Origin of the sequence: Actinomadura sp. J1-007, assembly GCF_009793335.1 — a bacterium.
Taxonomy (GTDB): domain Bacteria; phylum Actinomycetota; class Actinomycetes; order Streptosporangiales; family Streptosporangiaceae; genus Spirillospora; species Spirillospora yumaensis.
In genome coordinates this window covers 6,833,319-6,850,466 of the sequence record NZ_WING01000001.1, presented here as the reverse complement: position 1 = coordinate 6,850,466, position 17,148 = coordinate 6,833,319, and the positions used below count along the sequence as shown (strand labels likewise).

Below are 17,148 nucleotides of genomic sequence, written 5' to 3'. Positions count from 1 at the left end.
GTCAGGTCCGGGGGCGCCAGGGCGAGCCCGGCTCGGTGGGCCGGGGCGCGGCGGCCACGCGCAGCGCGTACGTCGGGGCGCGGGTGAGGCCCGGGGCGTCCGGCGTCGGGACGGTGCCGAGGTAGGCGTGGCCGGTCAGGTGGCACCAGGCGGCCAGGTCGAGCGGCGCGGCCGGGTCGGACGCGATGAGGTGCACGACCGTCCCGGCGTCCAGGGCGGCCAGCCGGCCGCGCAGTTCCAGCAGCAGCCGCACGCACGCGCGGTCGCCGCCGTCGATCAGCACCGGCTCGGCCTCGTCGGCTGGCAGCACCCGCGCCCCCTCGCTCGCGTCGAACACCCCGCCTATTTTTGCGCATTCCACGCGCTACGGCGCCGATATACCGAAAGGGATTGCGGAGGTCAGAGCGCGGTGGTTGGGTGTGACTTCTCCCGGAACGCCCGGCGGCCGGTCCGGGCCGCGGACAGGTGGAGGGCACGGGCTGTGGATCTGGACTCCGGCAGGCCCAACGTCGCCCGCATGTACGACTACTACCTCGGCGGCAAGGACAACTTCGCGGCCGACCGCGCTGCGGTCGCCGACGTGCTCCGCGCGGCGCCCGAGGCGGCCGTGCTGGCGCGGGCCAACCGGGCGTTCCTCGGCCGGGCCGTCCGCTGGCTGGCCGCGCACGGCGTCCGGCAGTTCCTCGATCTCGGCACGGGCCTGCCGACCCGGGAGAACGTGCACCAGGTCGCCCTGGAGGCCCGTCCGGACGCCCGCGTCGTCTACGTGGACCACGACCCGGTCGTGCTCGTCCACGCGCGGGCGCTGCTCGGCTCCTGCGAGCGGGTCCGGATCGTCGGCGCCGACATGCGCGAGCCCGGCGCGATCCTCGCCGCGCCCGAGGTGGCGGAGCTGCTCGACCTGGACGAGCCGGTGGGCGTGCTGTTCGTGTCGGTGCTGCACTTCCTCACCGACGCCGAGGACCCGGCGGGCGTCGTCGGCGCGTTCATGGACGCCGTGCCGAGCGGCAGCCACCTGGTGATCTCGCACGCGACCGCGGAGGTGCGGCCGGACGCGGCGCGGCAGGCGGCGGCCGTCTACGACCGGGCGTCCGCGCCGATGGTGCAGCGGTCCGGCGAGCAGGTCGAGGCGCTGTTCCGGGGCGTGCGGCTGCTGCCGCCCGGGGTCGTCCCGGTCACCGACTGGCCGCTGCCGAGGCCGTCGGCGGGCGGCCACCGCTGGATCCTCGGCGGCGTCGGCCGCCGCCCCTGACCCGGCCGCCGCGCCCGACCTGGCCCCCGCCCCTGACCCGGCCACCGCGCCCGGCCCGGCGGGCGGTCAGGCGGGCCAGCGCAGCGGGAGCGTGTCGAGGCCGAGCACCTGGGCGGCGTGCTCCAGGGCGGGACGGTCCGGGTCCGGCTCGTACGCGGGGATGCGCCGGTGCCATTCCTCCACCGCGATCCGCAGTTCGAGGCGGGCGAGGTGCGCGCCGAGGCAGCGGTGCGGGCCCGCGCCGAACGCCAGGTGCCGGTTCGGGTGCCGTCCGAGGTCCACGCGCTCCGGCTCCGGGAACGCGGCGGGGTCGCGGGTCGCGGAGTTGAGCGGCAGCAGCACCATGTCGCCCGCCTTCATCGGGCAGCCGTGGAACTCGCCGTCCCTGGTCACCTTGCGGCCGGTCACGGTGATCGCGTGGGCGCGCAGGAACTCCTCCACCGCCGTCGGGACCGCCGCCGGGTCGGACGCGAGGCGGTCGCGGTCGGCGGGGTGGCCCGCCAGGTGCCAGAACATGTAGGCGAGCTGCGCGGTGACCGTGTCGAGCCCGGCGAGGAACAGCAGCAGGCACAGCGACAGCAGGTCGTCCTCGGCGACGGGCTCGCCGTCCATCCGCCAGGCGAGCGCCGCGCTGACCAGGTCGTCGCGGGGTTCGGCGCGGCGGTCGGCGATCAGCTCGCGGAAGCACCCGACGACGGCGGCCAGCGCCTTGCGGCGCCCCGTCGCGCGGCCCGGCTCGTACGGCCGGTGCAGGATGGTGTCCTCCCACTCCAGGAACGTGGCGAGCCGCTCGGTCGGCAGGCCCATCATCTCCAGGAACACCACGGTCGGGAACCGCGTGGCGAAGTCGGCCACGAAGTCGCAGCCGCCCTTGCCCGCGAGGCCGTCCACCAGTTCCCGGCAGTGCTCCCGGATCCGCTCCTCCATCGCCGCCGCGCTCGCGGGCGTGAAGTGCGGGCGCAGCAGCCGCCGCCACGCGGTGTGCTCGGGCGGGTCGAGCATCTCCGGGATCCACCGGTAGGCGGGCTCGGGGTCGAGCACCGTGATCGCGCTGGACGAGAACCGCTCCGGGTCGTTCAGGGCCTCCAGGATCCGCTCGTACCGGGTCAGCACCCAGAACCCCTGCCCGACCGTGCTGCGGAACCAGTCGTACTGCTCGCGCAGCTCCGCGAACACCGTGAACGAGGCCCCGGCGGGCCTCAGCCCCGCCATCGGGTTGAACTCCACCTGCGGTACGCGGTCCACGCGGCCTCCCCGGACGTCGCCCCCACACCACACAAGCCCGCCGGACGATCATCGTCAAGGCACGCGCGGCGGCTTTCCGCCACCCGGCAAATTCTCAGCACAGTTCGTCCCGCATAACCCTGTTCATCGCATATCGGGCCCCGTGCCGGGTAGGCGGCGCGTTGAACCCAGCACGACAGGCCGAGGAGGAGTGGAACGTGCCTGACCCCACAGCACGCGACGACGCCAAGCAGCGCCAGCTCGACCGGCACCGGATCGGCCCCGAGGGCGCGAACCTCACCACCGATCAGGGCGTCCAGGTCGACGACACCGACAACTCGCTGAGCGTGGGAGAGCGCGGGCCGACGCTGCTGGAGGACTTCCACTTCCGGGAGAAGATCACCCACTTCGACCACGAGCGGATCCCCGAACGCGTCGTCCACGCGCGCGGCGCGGGCGCCTACGGCCACTTCCAGCCGTACGACGCGTCGCTCGCCGAGTTCACGGCGGCGCGGTTCCTGACCGACCCGTCGGTGAGCACGCCGGTCTTCGTCCGGTTCTCCACGGTCGCCGGGTCGCGCGGGTCGGCCGACACCGTGCGGGACGTGCGCGGCTTCGCGACGAAGTTCTACACCGACCAGGGGAACTTCGACCTGGTCGGCAACAACATGCCGGTGTTCTTCATCCAGGACGGCATCAAGTTCCCCGACTTCGTGCACGCGGTGAAGCCCGAGCCCGACAGCGAGATCCCGCAGGCGCAGTCCGCGCACGACACGCTCTGGGACTTCGTCCGGCTCCAGCCCGAGACCACGCACATGATGATGTGGCTGATGTCGGACCGCGCGCTGCCGCGCAGCTACGCGATGATGCAGGGCTTCGGCGTCCACACGTTCCGGCTGGTGAACGCGGAGGGGCGCGGCACGTTCGTCAAGTTCCACTGGAAGCCGAAGCTCGGCACGCACTCCATGGACTGGGACGAGACGCAGAAGGTCGCGGGCAAGGACCCCGACTTCAACCGGCGCGTGCTGTGGGACTCGATCGAGGCCGGCCTGTACCCCGAGTGGGAGCTCGGCGTGCAGCTCGTCCCGGAGGAGGACGAGCACGCGTTCGACTTCGACCTGCTCGACCCGACCAAGATCATCCCCGAGGAGCAGGTCCCGGTCCGCCCGGTCGGCCGGATGGTGCTGGACCGCAACCCGGACAACTTCTTCGCCGAGACCGAGCAGGTCGCGTTCCACACCGCGAACGTCGTGCCCGGCATCGACTTCACCAACGACCCGCTGCTCCAGGCGCGGCTGTTCTCGTACCTGGACACCCAGCTCATCCGGCTCGGCGGGCCGAACTTCACGCAGCTCCCGGTCAACCGGCCCGTCGCGCCCGTCCGCAACCACCACCGCGACGGCTACCACCAGAGCGACATCCACACGGCCAAGTCGGCGTACCACAAGAACGCCCTGTCGGGCGGCTGCCCGGCCGTCGTGAGCGAGGGCGCGTTCAAGCACTACCAGGAGCGGATCGACGGCAACGCGATCCGCAAGCGCAGCGCGAGCTTCGCCGACCACTACGGCCAGGCGACGCTGTTCTGGAACAGCATGGCCGACTGGGAGAAGGAGCACATCGTCGCCGCGTTCCGGTTCGAGCTCGGCAAGTGCACCGACATGGGCGTGCGCGAGGGCGTCGTCGCGAACCTCGCCAACGTCGACCACGGCCTCGCGACGCAGGTCGCCGAGGGCGTCGGGGTGACGCCCCCGGACCCCGTGCCCGGCGCCGGGCACGACCGCAGCTCGCCCGCGCTGAGCCAGGCCAACGCGCCCCGCGACTCGATCGAGGGCCGCAAGGTCGCCGTCCTGGTCGCCGACGGCGTCGACTCCGGCGCGGTCGCCGCGATCGGCGACGCGCTGGTGGACGGCGGGGCGATCCCGGAGCTGCTCGCCGCCAAGGACGGGTACGTCCAGGCCGACGACGGCGGCCGCGTCGAGGTGACCCGGGCGCTGTCCACCATGTCCTCGGTGCTGTACGACGCGGTGGTCGTGCCGGGCGGCGCGCGCAACGCGCAGGCGCTCAAGGCCGACGGCCTCGCCGTGCACTACGTCGCCGAGGCGTACAAGCACGGCAAGCCGATCGGCCTGCTCGACGCGGGTATCGAGCTGCTGAACCGGGCCGGGATCACCGAGGTCCGCACCGCCGAGTCCGGCACGCTGACCGACCGGGGCGTGGTCACGCGGCGCGGGGCCGGCGGCGACTTCGCCGGCGCGCTGGTCGAGGCCCTCGCCGCCCACCGGCACTGGAACCGCGACCGCGACGCCGTCGTGGCCTGACTGGAGAGGAGCCGCCGTGAAGGCGCTCACCTGGCACGGCAAGCGCGACGTGCGCGTGCAGGACGTCCCGGACCCCGCGATCAAGGAGCCGACCGACGCGATCGTCAGGATCACCACGTCGGGGCTCTGCGGCTCGGACCTGCACCTGTACGAGGTGCTCGGGCCGTTCATCAACGAGGGCGACGTCCTCGGGCACGAGCCGATGGGCGTGGTCGAGGAGGTCGGCTCCGAGGTGGGGCACATCGCGCCCGGCGACCGCGTCGTGGTCCCGTTCAACATCTCCTGCGGCCACTGCCACATGTGCGGGCTCGGCCTGTACGCGCAGTGCGAGACCACCCAGGTCCGCGACCAGGGCTCCGGCGCGGCGCTGTTCGGCTACACCAAGCTGTACGGCGACGTGCCCGGCGGGCAGGCCGAGTACCTGCGCGTGCCGCAGGCGCAGTTCGGGCCGGTCAAGGTCCCGAGGGGCCGCCGGACGAGCGGTTCGTCTACCTGTCGGACGTCCTGCCGACCGCGTGGCAGGCCGTGGACTTCGCCGACCTCCCCGAGAACGGCACCGTCACCGTCCTCGGCCTCGGCCCGATCGGGCAGATGGCCGCCCGGATCGCCCGCCACCTCGGGCACCGCGTGATCGGCGTGGACCTCGTCCCCGAACGCCTGGAGATGGCCCGCAGGCACGGCGTGGAGACCATCGAGCAGTCCCCGGGCGTCCCCGACGAGATCCGCGACCGCACCGGCGGTCGCGGCACGGACGCGGTGATCGAGGCCGTCGGCATGGAGGCGCACGGCTCGCCGGCCGGCAAGCTCGCGCACACCCTGGCGGGCCTCGTCCCCGACAAGGCCGCCGCCGCGCTGATGTCGAAGGCCGGGGTGGACCGGCTCGCCGCGATCTACCAGGCCATCGACATCGTCCGGCGCGGCGGGACGATCTCGATCGTCGGCGTGTACGGCGGCATGGCCGACCCGTTCCCCATGCTGCGGATGTTCGACAAGGGCATCACGCTGCGCATGGGCCAGGCGCACGTCAAGCGGTGGATGGACGACCTGCTGCCGCTGGTGTCGGACGAGTCCGACCCGCTCGGCGTCATGGACCTCGCCACGCACCGGCTGCCGCTGGACGACGCGCCGCACGCCTACGAGATCTTCCAGAAGAAGCGGGACGGCGCCATCAAGATCCTCTTCACGCCGTGACGCCCGCCGGTTAGCACGCGATCCGCCGCGCGGTCCCGAGGGGCCGCGCGGCGGTTCGCGTGGGCGGGGCGGTCAGCCGCTCCAGGTCCAGTCGCGGATCTCCGGCGCGTCCTCGCCGTGCTCGCGGGTGTAGGCGCGGAGCCTGAGCCGCTCGTCGGCCATGTGCTGGCGGAGCTGGGCCACGCTGCCGCCGAGGGACGGGACGCGGTCGATGACGTCCATGACCAGGTGGTAGCGGTCCAGGTCGTTCATCATCACCATGTCGAACGGCGTGGTGGTCGTGCCCTCCTCGCGGAAGCCGCGCACGTGCAGGTGGTCGTGGCCGGTGCGCCGGTACGTGAGCCGGTGGATCAGGTACGGGTAGCCGTGGAAGGCGAAGATCACCGGCTTGTCGGTGGTGAAGATCGCGTCGTAGTCGGTGTCGGGCAGCCCGTGCGGGTGCTCGCGCGGCGGCTGGAGCCGCATCAGGTCCACCACGTTGACGACCCGGACCCGCAGGTCGGGCAGGTGCCGCCGCAGCAGGTCGACCGCCGCGAGCGTCTCCAGCGTCGGGATGTCGCCCGCGCACGCCAGCACCACGTCGGGGTCCGCGCCGTCGTCGCTGCCCGCCCACTCCCAGATGCCGATGCCGCGCGCGGCGTGCGCGACCGCCTCGTCCATGGACAGCCAGTTCAGGGCGGGCTGCTTGCCCGCGACGACGACGTTGACGTAGTCCCGGGACCGCAGGCAGTGGTCGGCGACCGGCAGCAGCGTGTTGGCGTCCGGCGGCAGGTACACCCGGACGATCTCGGGCTTCTTGTTCAGCACCACGTCCAGGAACCCGGGTCCTGGTGGGTGAACCCGTTGTGGTCCTGCCGCCACACGTGCGAGGACAGCAGGTAGTTCAGCGACGCGATCGGCCGCCGCCACGGTAGGTCCCGCGTGACCTTGAGCCACTTGGCGTGCTGGTTGAACATCGAGTCGACGATGTGCACGAACGCCTCGTAGCTGTTGAACAGCCCGTGCCGCCCGGTCAGCAGGTAGCCCTCCAGCCAGCCCTGGCACAGGTGCTCGCTCAGCACCTCCATCACGCGCCCGGACGGCCCGAGGTGCTCGTCGGTGCCGTACGGCTCGCCCTGGAAGACCCGGTCGGTCACCTCGAACAGCGCGCCGAGCCGGTTGGACGCCGTCTCGTCCGGGCCCATCACGCGGAAGTTGTCGGGGTTGGCCGACACGATCCCGGCGAGGAACGCGCCGAGCGCGCGGGTCGGCTCGGTCGAGGTGGCGCCCGGCTCGTCCACCGGGACCGCGTGGTCGCGGAAGTCCGGCAGGGCGAGGGGCTTGAGCACCAGGCCGCCGTTCGCGTGCGGGTTGGCGCTCATCCGCCGCTCGCCGTACGGCGCGAGGGCCCGCAGCTCGGCGACCGGCCGCCCGCCCGAGTCGAACAGCTCCTCGGGGCGGTACGAGCGCATCCACGCTTCGAGCTGCGCCAGGTGCCCGGGATCGTTCCGGACGCCCGGCAGCGGCACCTGGTGCGACCGCCACGTGCCCTCCACCGGGACGCCGTCCACCTCCGCCGGGCCCGTCCAGCCCTTCGGCGTCCGCAGCACGATCACCGGCCAGCGCTGCCGCCGCGTCACCTTCCCCGAGCGCGCCTCGCGCTGGATCCGGGCGATGTCGTCGAGCGCCTGGTCCACCGCGGCGGCCATCCGGCGGTGCACCGACAGCGGCTCGATCCCGCCCGCCATTCCGGCCGCGTCCGCGCCGTCCACCAGGATCGGGCGGTGGCCGTAGCCCTCCAGCAGCAGCGACAGCTCCTCCTCCCCGATCCGGGCCGGCACCGCCGGGTTGGCGATCTTGTAGCCGTTCAGGTGCAGGATCGGGAGCACCGCGCCGTCCCGCACCGGGTCCAGGAACTTGGTCGAGTGCCAGCTCGCCGCGAGCGGCCCCGTCTCGGCCTCGCCGTCCCCGACGACGCACGCGACGACCAGGTCCGGGTTGTCGAACGCCGCGCCGTACGCGTGCGCGAGCGAGTAGCCGAGCTCGCCGCCCTCGTGGATCGAGCCGGGCGTCTCGGGCGCCACGTGGCTCGGGATGCCGCCGGGGAACGAGAACTGCCGGAACAGCCGCCCCATTCCCTCCTCGTCCCGCGGCACGTTCGGATAGACCTCGCTGTAGGTGCCCTCCAGCCACGCGTTCGCGACCGCGGCCGGGCCGCCGTGCCCCGGCCCGAACACGTAGATCATGTCGAGATCACGGGCCCGGATCGCCCGGTTCAGGTGCGCGTAGCAGAAGTTCAGCCCCGGCGAGGTCCCCCAATGCCCGAGCAGCCTGGGCTTGATGTGCTCGGGCCGCAGCCCCTCTCGCAACAACGGATTGCCCAGCAGATAGATCTGCCCCACCGACAGGTAGTTGGCCGCCCTCCAGTACGCGTCGATCAGCCGGAGTTCCTTGTCCTTCGGGCCCGCAGCAAGGTTCATGGCGAAGGCCCTTCCCGGGTCCGGCGCGGCAATCACCGCCGCCCGCTCCCCCCGCCGCCATGCGGATTCCCCGGCCCGCCCGCACCGGTCCCGGACGGGACGGGACGGGCGAAGCGGAAACTGCTCCGGGTCGAACACCGCGCCCGGCCGCCGCGCCGTGGCGTCAACCGGTCGCGGAATCCGCTACGGTCAAGGTCGCCGCGTTGGCAAGGGGAAGGAAGACGGAGCACACATGGCCGAGAAGGTCATTCGCGTGGACGACATCGACGGCTCCGAAGCGGGCGATGTCGCAAAGCGAGACTTCGAAGTCTTGGGTCGGACGTTCACGATCGACTTGAGCGAAGACAACCACAAGCGCCTGCACGAGACGCTGACCGCCCTCGGACCGTTCCTGGACAACGCCGTCGAGGTCAAGCCCGCCGGGAAGGGCCGTAAGGCGGGCCGAACGGCGAAGATCAAGGGCTACACCAACGGCGACGTCCGCGAGTGGGCATTGAACGAGGGCGTCGAAGTGTCCGAACGTGGCAAGATATCCGATGAGGTCTATGCTGCATTCATCGAGGCCCATCCGGACGCCAAGCCGGACGCATAGCTAGGGAGTCCCCGCATGGCACAGAAGGTCGAAGTCCTTCTCGTAGACGACATCGACGGCGGAGAGGCGGACGAGACCGTCAGCTTTTCCCTCGATGGCACCACTTACGAGATCGATCTGAGCAAGAAGAACGCCGCCAAGCTCCGTGAGGGACTTGAGCCGTTCGTGTCCAGCGCGCGCAAGGCCCGCAAGACGCCGGGCAAGGCGGGCCGCGGCGCGCGCACCACCAACAGCCGCGAGCGGTCCGCCGAGATTCGCGAGTGGGCGAAGAACCACGGCATCAAGGTCAATGAGCGCGGACGCATTCCCGCCCATGTGATCGAGAAGTACGACGCCGCGCACTAGCGGAACGCGCAAATCGGGGGATTCCCCTGCGGCCGGGGGCCGGGTGACGCAATTCACCCGGCCCCTTCGCCGTGTCCGCGCGTTCGCCGTGACCGCGCGCGGGCCGCTCAGAGGAGCGTTATGCCGAGGGCCTGGTCGAGCTGGAGCGCGGTCGAGGCGAGCAGGCTCATGACGCAGCCGGCCGTGAGCACGACCAGCGGCCCCGACACCGCGTTCTTCGGCGGCGGCTCGCCGAGCAGCGCCTGCACCCGCTGCACGACGCCCGACCCGCCGAGCCCCGCGAACGGCCGGCCGTACGGGCTGCCGTACGCGGCGGACGGGGCGGTGAGGGCGACGCGGGCGATCGTGCGGGCCACGAGGGCGCGGTCGCCGACGGTCTCGGCGGCCTCCTCGTCGGCCCAGCGCTCGACGGCGAAGCGCAGCCGCGCGTCCAGCGGGCGCAGCGGCGGCAGCACGGCCGCGGCGAGCGCGCCCGCCGCCAGGTAGCGGTGGTGCCGGTGCCGCAGATGGGACCGCTCGTGCTCGAACACCACGCGCAGTTCCTCGGGCCCCAGCATCGCGAGCAGGCCGCGCGAGACCGCGACCCCTCCCCCGCGTCCCGGCACGGCGAGCGCGATCGGCGCGTCGGTGTCGAGGGGCCGCCGCGCGTCGGCCCGCGCGGCGCGCACGTCGGCGGTCCAGCGGGCCAGCAGCCGCCAGACGACCGCCGCGCCCGCCGCGGCGAGCACCAGCGCGGGCACGCCCACCGGCGCGGGCAGCGGCCGGTCGTCGCCGAACAGCGCCCACTCGGGCAGCCAGGTGGTCAGCCCCGGCGCGAGCCCGGCCAGGTAGTTGACGCCGACGAACACGACCGTGCCCGCGACCGCGACGGCCGTCGTCACCGCGACGGTCGCGAGCAGCCGGGCCGACCAGACCGGGTGCAGCGGCAGCGGGCGCGCGCCGAGCACCACCGCGAGGGTGACGGTCACGGCGCCGGGCAGGAAGGTGAACCAGTTCATGCGCCCGGCGCGTCGTCGCCGAGGATCGAGCGCAGCACCCGCTCCTCCTCGCTGCTGAGCGTCTGCACGAAGCGGCTGAGCACGCCGGACGGGTCGCTGGCGTACCGCAGGTGGTCGTGCATCCGGTCGGCGACGAGGCGGGACTCGTCCACCGCGAGGCGGTAGGTGAAGTGCCGGCCCTGCCGTTCGCGCGTGACCAGGCGCTTGTCGTACAGGCGGAACAGCACCGTGTTGACCGTGGTGTAGGCGGGCTCGCCGTCCAGCCGGGACCGGATCTGCGCGGGCGACAGGTGCCCGTCGGCCGCGGCGAGCGCGGCCAGGATCTCGGCCTCGAGCTGGCCGAGCTGTCGTCGTACCACTGCGGACGCCCTCACAGACTCGGGAACGGAGCGACGGTGAGGTCATACCCTAGCCGCGCACAACTATTACGCTCGTAGTAGCATGTCGGAAATGCGCATGCGAAAGGGGCGCGCGATCCCGCACAATTGAAGTGCGGGAGCGATCCGAGGTGGGCGGACTGATGCTGGTACGGCTGGGCGCGCAGATGGCGGAGGTGGAGGCGCTGTTCGCGTGCGCCCTCGACGCCCGCGACGCCGCCGCCGAGCGCCGCCTCCTCGCCGAGCTCGCGATGTCGGCCGCGCGGCTGGCCGCGCTCGCCGAGACCGCCGCCAACGGCGAGACCGCGGCCAACGGCGAGGCCGCCGCGAACGGCGAGGCGCAGCCCGTCCCCGTTCCGAGGCGCCGCACTCCGGGCGCGCCGGCTGCGGCGGGCACGGGCAGGAAGCCCGGCGGCGCGGGCCGCCGCCCGGCCGCACGCCCCAAGGTCCGCCGGCGCATCGCGCGCACGCAGCGCACCGCCGACTGGATCATCGCGCGCACCACCCGCCGGACCCCCTGAGCCTCCGGCCGGGCGTTCCGGACGTTCGGGGTCAGTCGGCGGGGACGTCGAGGCGCTGGCCGGCGTTGAGGGCGTCCTTGACGGTGGCGCGGAGGGCGGTCTCGACGCGCTGGGCGTCGTCGGCCAGGTCGCGGAGTTCGACGCCTGCGAGCTCGTCGCCCGCGGTGGCGGCGAGCAGGTCGCGGTAGCGGGCGTTCTGCTCCGGCAGGCCCTGGAGGATTTGCGACTCGTGGTAGGCGTCGTCGGCGTCGTGGGCGCGGCCCGCGTACGCCTCCAGCGCCTCGATCCGGCGGGTGACCGAACGGACCGACAGGTCGAGGGCGCGCTGCTGGGGTTCGAGGAGGGCGCGGACGCTCGCGCTGAGCCGTTCGTGCTGCTGGGCGCGGCGCTCGCGGCGCAGGCGGGTGTGCTCGGCGAGGGCGCTCGCGATCGCCCACTCCTGGCGGGGCAGCACGACGGCGTTGTTGACGTCGTCGAGGAGCCCGGCGCGGTGCGACTGCGAGCCGAGCACGGCGTCGATGGCGCGCTGCGCGCGGGCGAGCAGGCGCGCGGCGGGGCCGTCGAAGTCGGCGGGCAGCAGGTAGCGGCCGTGGTGGTCGCGGGCGGCGCGGGCCGCGGCGGGCTCGCCGAGGTGCGCCAGCGCGCCCGCGCTCCAGCCCGCGAACGACACGGCGGCGAGGATCGCGGCGGCCTCGCCCTGCCCGGCCAGGATCAGCGCGATCTGCACGGCCGGGGCGATCATCATCGCGAGCAGCGGCAGCCGCCCCCACCGCAGGAGGCCGCCCATGAGGTCCTCCTCGTCGAGGGACACGGCGAGGAACGCCTGGATCCAGCCGCCGGGCAGCACCCCGTAGAAGATCGCGACCATCGGGATCCAGACGGCGCGGCCCGCGACGGCGGCGGCGCTGAGCCGCGGCGGCGCGGGCGGCGGGAGGCTCGCCGCGACGAGCCGTTCGGGGGCGGACGCGAGGAGTTCGCGGTCGGCGCCGGAGAGTGCCGGGTCGAACACCGGACGGGGGCGGATCTCGTCGCTCATTGGCCCTCCCGCCGTTTCGGGGGCGGGCGGTCGCCCGCCCCTTCCGTGCCTATCACGCGCGGCCGGGCACGCTCCAGATCGTCACGGAATCCGGACAGGGGAACCGGTGGCGAGCCGGTCGCCGAGCGGCGTCCTCGCGTACAGGACGGACCGTCCGGCGCGGGCCCGCCCGACCAGGCCCGCCCGCGCAGCACGGCGAGGTGCTGCGAGACCGCGCCGGGCGTGACGCCGAGGCGGCGGGCGAGGTCGGTGGTGGAGGCGGGCCGTTCGAGGCAGGCGAGGATCGCGGCCTTGCGCCGTCCGACCAGGTCGGCGAGCACGCCGGGACCGGCGGGCGGCGCGCTCTCCCAGACCGTCGCGACGCCGCGCGCCGGGTACGACACGGTGGGCGGCTCGCCGGGGTCGAGCGGCATGCCGGGCGTCTTGACGAACACCGCGGGCATCAGGCACAGCCCGCGCCCGGTGATCGGGATCCGCAGCTCGCGGTGCGGGTAGCTGAGTTCGAGCCGGAGCACGCCGTCGCGCCAGGTGATGCCCGGGTGCAGGTCGGCGAACAGCAGCCGGGCGCCGCCGCGCGCGAGCCGCTGCGCCCGGTAGAGCAGGTCGGCCTCCAGGACGCCGCGCATCCTCGGCCAGTGCGGTTCGAGGGTCGCGGTCCAGTACGCGTGCAGGAGCTCGGCGAGGCGGTCGCGCAGCCGCGCGGGGCGGCGCAGCCCGTCGGCGAGGACGGCGGGCACGGGGCGCCCCTCGTGCACGGCGGCGATGTCGGCGGCGACCTTGGCGGGCGGGACGCGGCGGACGCGGTCGAGCTCGGCGTCGAACCCGGCGACGGGCTCGTCCGGACGCGGGGTGAGGAAGTCGGGGACGGCGCGGTTGGGGCCGACCAGGGCGAGCAGCGGCGCGATGTCGAGGCCGCCGAGGGACTCGCGGGCGTGGTGCAGCCAGGGGAGCTGGAGCGCGTAGTAGCCGGGCAGCAGCCAGACGCGCAGGCTCAGCACCGCCTCGTTGAACGCCGAGACGGCGAAGCGGGTGTCGGCGAGGTCCTCGATCTCCAGCCTCAACTCGATCATCGTCCCCGCCCGCGCCTCGCTCCCCGTCCCTTTAGCTCCAGCCTAAAACTCTACGCGGATCGCCCGATCGCCGATGGGGTGGCGGCATGACCGCCGCACTCGCCGTGATCTTCGCCGGTGTCCTGCACGCCACCTGGAACGCCATGGCCAAGGGGGCGGCGGACCGCTGGGTGTCGTTCGCGCTGATCGGTGCCGGGCAGGCGCTGCTGACGCTGCCGCTGCTGCCGTTCCTCCCGGCTCCGGACGCGGCGGCCGTGCCGTACCTGGCGGCGTCGGTGGCCGTGCACCTGGTCTACATGGGGCTGCTGCTCAAGTCGTACGAGCTGGGCGACTTCAGCCAGGTGTACCCGCTCGCCCGCGGCAGCGCGCCGCTGGCCGTCGCGCTGGTGGCGGCGGTGTTCCTCGGCGAACGGCTGTCGTGGGCGCAGTTCGGCGGCGTCGCGGCGGTGTGCGGCGGGCTCGGGGTGCTCGCGTTCGCGGGCGGGCTGCGGCCCGGGTCCCGGCGGGAGCCGAAGGCGGTGGCGGCGGCGCTGCTCACCGGGGCGTCGATCGCCTCGTACACGCTGCTGGACGGCATCGGGGTGCGGGAGGCGGGGAGCGCGGCCTCGTACACGGCGTGGCTGTTCGCGATCGAGGGGCCGGTGACCGTCGCGGCCCTGTGGGCGGTCCGGCGGAGCGCCCTGCACCGGGGCCTCGCGGTACGCCAGGTGGCGACCGGGCTGGGCGGCGGCGTGATCGCGATGGCGGGGTACGGGATCGTCCTGTGGGCGCAGACGCGCGGCGCCCTGGCGTCGGTGGCGGCCCTGCGCGAGACCGGCGTCATCTCCGGCGCGGTCATCGGCGCGGTGTTCTTCGGCGAGCACCTGGGCAAGAGCCGGATCGCCGCCGCCTGCGTGGTGGCGGCGGGCGTGGTCCTCATCACCGCCCACTGAGCCGTCGCGCGGGCGACGCCCGCCTGGCCGTCCGGCGGGTTCGGGACGCGGCGGCGGAGGGGATGGACCGGGGTAGGAAGGATCTTGGCAGGGAAGGTAGGTGGGGTGAACGCCGCGCTCGGCCTGCTCGCCGTCCTGGTGCTGACCGCCGCGACCGGCTACTTCGTCGCGCAGGAGTTCGCGTTCGTCACCGCGGACCGGCTCGACCTGGAGGAGCGCGGCAGGAACGGCGACCGGGCGGCCGAACGCGCCGTCCGGGTGATGGAGCGGCTGTCGTTCATGCTGTCGGGCGCGCAGCTCGGCATCACCGTGACGGCGCTGGTGGTGGGGTTCATCGCCAAGCCCGCGCTCGCCGACCTGATCGCGCCCGCGCTGCGCGCCGCCGGGGTCCCGGGCGGCGCGGCCGGCGGGGTCGCGGTCGCGCTCGGGTTCGCGCTGGCCACGGTGGTCCAGATGGTGCTGGGCGAGCTGTTCCCGAAGAACCTGGCGCTCGTGCGCGCCGAGTCGCTCGCCCGCGCCCTCGCGCCGTCCACCCTCGCGTACCTGATGCTGGCCGCGCCGCTGATCAGGCTGTTCGACGCGTCCGCCAACCGGCTGCTGCGGGCCGTCGGGATCGAGCCGGTGGAGGAGCTGCACCACGGCGCGACGCTGGAGGAGCTCGGGCACATCATCGGCGAGTCGGGCGAGAAGCTGAAGGACGCGCACGCCGCCCTGCTCGAACGGGCCCTGGCGTTCTCCGACCTGTCGGCCGAGGAGGTGATGGTGCCGCGGGTCGACGCGGTGACGGTGCCGGGCGACGCGCCCGCGAGCACGCTGAGCGAGGTGATCACGGCGAGCGGCCACACCCGCTACCCGGTCGTCGGCGAGAGCGTCGACGACGTCCTCGGCGTGGTCGGGCTGGACGAGCTGATCCTGCTCGCCCCGGAGGAGATCCCCCGCACCCGCGTGCGGGAGATCGCCCGCGCGCCGGTGATGCTGCCGTCCACGCTGCCGCTGCCGGAGGTCGTCGCGCAGCTCCAGCGGGGCGGCGGCCCGATGGCGCTGGTCGTGGACGAGTACGGCGGCTTCGCCGGCCTGGTCACCTGGGAGGACGTCGCGGAGGAGCTGGTCGGGGAGATCGCCGACGAGAACGAGGCGGGCGAGGACCTCGCGATCCTGCGCGGCGAGTGGTGGACCGTCGACGCGGGCCTGCGGATGGACGAGGTCGCGCACGAGACGGGCATCGCCCTGCCGGAGGGCGCCTACGAGACGGTCGCCGGCCTCATCATGGAGCGCCTGCACCGCGTCGCCGAGCCCGGCGACGTCGTGACGGTGCCGCTCGCCCCCACCGGCATGGACGAGCCGCCGCGCCACGCCGTCATCGAGGTGATGACCGTGCACCGCCACGTCCCGGAGCTGATCCGCGTCCGCGCCGTCGAGGACGCCCCGCCGGACGGCGACGAGCCGGACGCCGGGCCGAACGCCGGGCCGGGCGGCGGGACCGCGGCGGACGCGCGGCGCGGACGCGACGGGACCGGGGAGCGGAAGGGCGGGGACCGGTGAACCTCTCGGTCGGAGCGCCGGTGACGCTGGCCCTGCTCGCGGGCAACGGGTTCTTCGTGGCGTCGGAGTTCGCGCTGGTGGCGGCGAAGCGGCCCCGGCTGGAACGGGCGGCGGCGGAGGGCAGCCGGTCGGCGGCGAGCGCGGTGGCGGGGATCAGGGAGCTGTCGCTGATGCTGGCGGGCGCGCAGCTCGGCATCACGATGTGCTCGCTCGGGCTCGGCCTGGTCTCCGAGCCGGTGATCGCCGACACGCTCGTACCGCTGTTCCACGCGGTGGGGGTGCCGTCGGCGGCGGCGCATCCGGTGGCGTTCGTGCTGGCGCTGGCGGTGGTGACGTTCCTGCACATGGTGGTCGGCGAGATGGCGCCGAAGACGTGGGCGATCGCGCGGCCGGAACGGTCGGCGACGGTGCTGGCGCCGACGTTCCGGGCGTTCACCGCGGTGGTGCGGCCGGTGCTCGCGGCGCTGAACGCGTCCACGAACCTGCTGCTGCGCATGGTCGGCGTCCGTCCGGGCGACGCGGTGAGCGTGTCGCGGACGCCCGAGCAGCTCCGCAGCCTCGCGGTGGAGTCGCGGCGGCTCGGGCTGATCGGGGAGGCCGACCTCAGCCTGCTGACCGCCGCGCTGGACGCGCCGCGCGCGCCGCTCGCGGACCTGGTCATCCCGGTCGGTGACATCGTGTCGGTCGCGCCGGCGGCGTCCCCGCAGGAGGTGATCGACACCGCCGCGCGGACGGGCCGGACCCGGATCATGCTGCGCGGTCCGGGCCGTCCGCGCATGGTGCACGTCCGGGACGCCTACCTCGCGCGGGCCCGGGGCCGCCCGACCCCGGCGGGCGCGCTCGCGCACGCGGTGCCCGCGCTCGACATCGGCACGCAGGTCGGCGACGCCGTCGGGACGCTGCGCGCGGGCCACAGCCACTTGGGCCTGGTGACGGGCGAGGACGGCCGTCCCGCCGGGCTGGTCAGCCTGGACGACCTGCTCACCACGCTCCTCCTCCCGGACCGTCCCGTCAACGAAGGTTGACACCGGACGGCTGTCAACCTAGATTGACACCCATGAGCGATGGAGTGACGCTCGCCCAGGAGGCGAGCAGCCGTGACCCGGCCGTCGGCCTGCGCGCCGTCCGCGCGCTGCGCGAGCTGGCCGAACGGCTCGAAGCGCTACAGGTGTCCAACGCGCGCGAGCAGGGCTGGTCCTGGCAGGAGATCGCGGTCTGCCTCGGCGTGAGCCGGCAGGCCGTCCACAAGAAGCACGGCGGGGGCCGCGGCCTCCTCAGGAAGGAACGGTAG

General features: G+C 73.9%; 15 protein-coding genes and 2 pseudogenes. 10 read left to right on the top strand and 7 right to left on the bottom strand.

The window, feature by feature from the left end; all coding sequences use genetic code 11:
• Position 1: 1 nt before the first annotated feature.
• Positions 2 to 337, bottom strand: coding sequence for a sulfurtransferase TusA family protein (locus tag GEV43_RS31110; protein WP_309239932.1), 336 nt, complete (start codon positions 335 to 337; stop codon positions 2 to 4).
• A 144-nt stretch (positions 338 to 481) separates the two neighbouring features.
• Here GEV43_RS31110 and GEV43_RS31105 point away from each other — a divergent pair, with 144 nt between their 5' ends.
• Positions 482 to 1,252: an SAM-dependent methyltransferase gene (locus GEV43_RS31105; protein WP_160823715.1), complete on the top strand. Its 771-nt coding sequence runs from the start codon at positions 482 to 484 to the stop codon at positions 1,250 to 1,252.
• Positions 1,253 to 1,318: 66 nt separating this feature from the next.
• On the opposite strand, the gene GEV43_RS31100 is transcribed toward GEV43_RS31105, so the two are convergent.
• Positions 1,319 to 2,497 (bottom strand): cytochrome P450, encoded by a 1,179-nt coding sequence (locus tag GEV43_RS31100; RefSeq protein WP_309239931.1) that lies wholly within the window; start codon positions 2,495 to 2,497, stop codon positions 1,319 to 1,321.
• A gap of 197 nt (positions 2,498 to 2,694) precedes the next feature.
• On the opposite strand from GEV43_RS31100, the gene GEV43_RS31095 reads away from it, so the two are divergent.
• Together GEV43_RS31095 and GEV43_RS31090 are read left to right on the top strand one after the other, a co-directional pair.
• Positions 2,695 to 4,794 carry a catalase gene (locus tag GEV43_RS31095; RefSeq protein ID WP_160823714.1) on the top strand — a complete coding sequence of 700 codons (2,100 nt, stop codon included), beginning with the start codon at positions 2,695 to 2,697 and terminating at the stop codon, positions 4,792 to 4,794.
• Between the two features lie 16 nt (positions 4,795 to 4,810).
• Positions 4,811 to 5,985, top strand: a pseudogene (locus GEV43_RS31090) (zinc-dependent alcohol dehydrogenase).
• Positions 5,986 to 6,057: 72 nt separating this feature from the next.
• On the opposite strand, the pseudogene GEV43_RS31085 reads toward GEV43_RS31090, so the two are convergent.
• Positions 6,058 to 8,444: pseudogene (locus tag GEV43_RS31085) on the bottom strand (phosphoketolase).
• Positions 8,445 to 8,676: 232 nt separating this feature from the next.
• On the opposite strand from GEV43_RS31085, the gene GEV43_RS31080 reads away from it, so the two are divergent.
• Both GEV43_RS31080 and GEV43_RS31075 read left to right on the top strand, forming a co-directional pair.
• Complete coding sequence (locus GEV43_RS31080; protein WP_160823713.1) at positions 8,677 to 9,036, top strand: Lsr2 family protein; 360 nt, start codon at positions 8,677 to 8,679, stop codon at positions 9,034 to 9,036.
• Positions 9,037 to 9,051: 15 nt separating this feature from the next.
• A complete protein-coding gene (locus tag GEV43_RS31075) occupies positions 9,052 to 9,381 on the top strand; it encodes an Lsr2 family protein (protein WP_160823712.1) in 330 nt (109 codons plus the stop codon).
• Between the two features lie 107 nt (positions 9,382 to 9,488).
• Here the strand turns inward: GEV43_RS31075 and GEV43_RS31070 are convergent, their stop codons facing one another.
• Both GEV43_RS31070 and GEV43_RS31065 read right to left on the bottom strand, forming a co-directional pair.
• The gene (locus GEV43_RS31070; protein WP_160823711.1) at positions 9,489 to 10,379 is read right to left on the bottom strand and encodes a M48 family metalloprotease; all 891 of its coding nucleotides are present in this window, start codon (positions 10,377 to 10,379) and stop codon (positions 9,489 to 9,491) included.
• Complete coding sequence (locus GEV43_RS31065) at positions 10,376 to 10,738, bottom strand: BlaI/MecI/CopY family transcriptional regulator (RefSeq protein ID WP_160823710.1); 363 nt, start codon at positions 10,736 to 10,738, stop codon at positions 10,376 to 10,378. Before GEV43_RS31065 ends, GEV43_RS31070 begins: the two co-directional genes overlap by 4 nt.
• Before the next feature lie 161 nt (positions 10,739 to 10,899).
• Here GEV43_RS31065 and GEV43_RS31060 point away from each other — a divergent pair, with 161 nt between their 5' ends.
• On the top strand, positions 10,900 to 11,277 hold the full coding sequence (locus tag GEV43_RS31060; RefSeq protein ID WP_160823709.1) for a hypothetical protein: 378 nt from the start codon (positions 10,900 to 10,902) through the stop codon (positions 11,275 to 11,277).
• Positions 11,278 to 11,308: 31 nt separating this feature from the next.
• Here the strand turns inward: GEV43_RS31060 and GEV43_RS31055 are convergent, their stop codons facing one another.
• Both GEV43_RS31055 and GEV43_RS31050 read right to left on the bottom strand, forming a co-directional pair.
• Positions 11,309 to 12,313 (bottom strand): hypothetical protein, encoded by a 1,005-nt coding sequence (locus tag GEV43_RS31055; RefSeq protein ID WP_160823708.1) that lies wholly within the window; start codon positions 12,311 to 12,313, stop codon positions 11,309 to 11,311.
• Positions 12,310 to 13,383: an ArsR family transcriptional regulator gene (locus GEV43_RS31050; protein WP_241683107.1), complete on the bottom strand. Its 1,074-nt coding sequence runs from the start codon at positions 13,381 to 13,383 to the stop codon at positions 12,310 to 12,312. Before GEV43_RS31050 ends, GEV43_RS31055 begins: the two co-directional genes overlap by 4 nt.
• An 86-nt stretch (positions 13,384 to 13,469) precedes the next feature.
• Between GEV43_RS31050 and GEV43_RS31045 the strand changes: the two genes are divergently transcribed.
• From GEV43_RS31045 to GEV43_RS31030, 4 genes are all read left to right on the top strand, one after another.
• Positions 13,470 to 14,315 carry an EamA family transporter gene (locus GEV43_RS31045; protein WP_160823707.1) on the top strand — a complete coding sequence of 282 codons (846 nt, stop codon included), beginning with the start codon at positions 13,470 to 13,472 and terminating at the stop codon, positions 14,313 to 14,315.
• A gap of 105 nt (positions 14,316 to 14,420) precedes the next feature.
• A complete protein-coding gene (locus GEV43_RS31040; RefSeq protein ID WP_160823706.1) occupies positions 14,421 to 15,857 on the top strand; it encodes a hemolysin family protein in 1,437 nt (478 codons plus the stop codon).
• Positions 15,854 to 16,882, top strand: coding sequence for a CNNM domain-containing protein (locus GEV43_RS31035; protein ID WP_160823705.1), 1,029 nt, complete (start codon positions 15,854 to 15,856; stop codon positions 16,880 to 16,882). Before GEV43_RS31040 ends, GEV43_RS31035 begins: the two co-directional genes overlap by 4 nt.
• 32 nt (positions 16,883 to 16,914) lie before the next feature.
• Complete coding sequence (locus tag GEV43_RS31030; RefSeq protein ID WP_160823704.1) at positions 16,915 to 17,148, top strand: helix-turn-helix domain-containing protein; 234 nt, start codon at positions 16,915 to 16,917, stop codon at positions 17,146 to 17,148.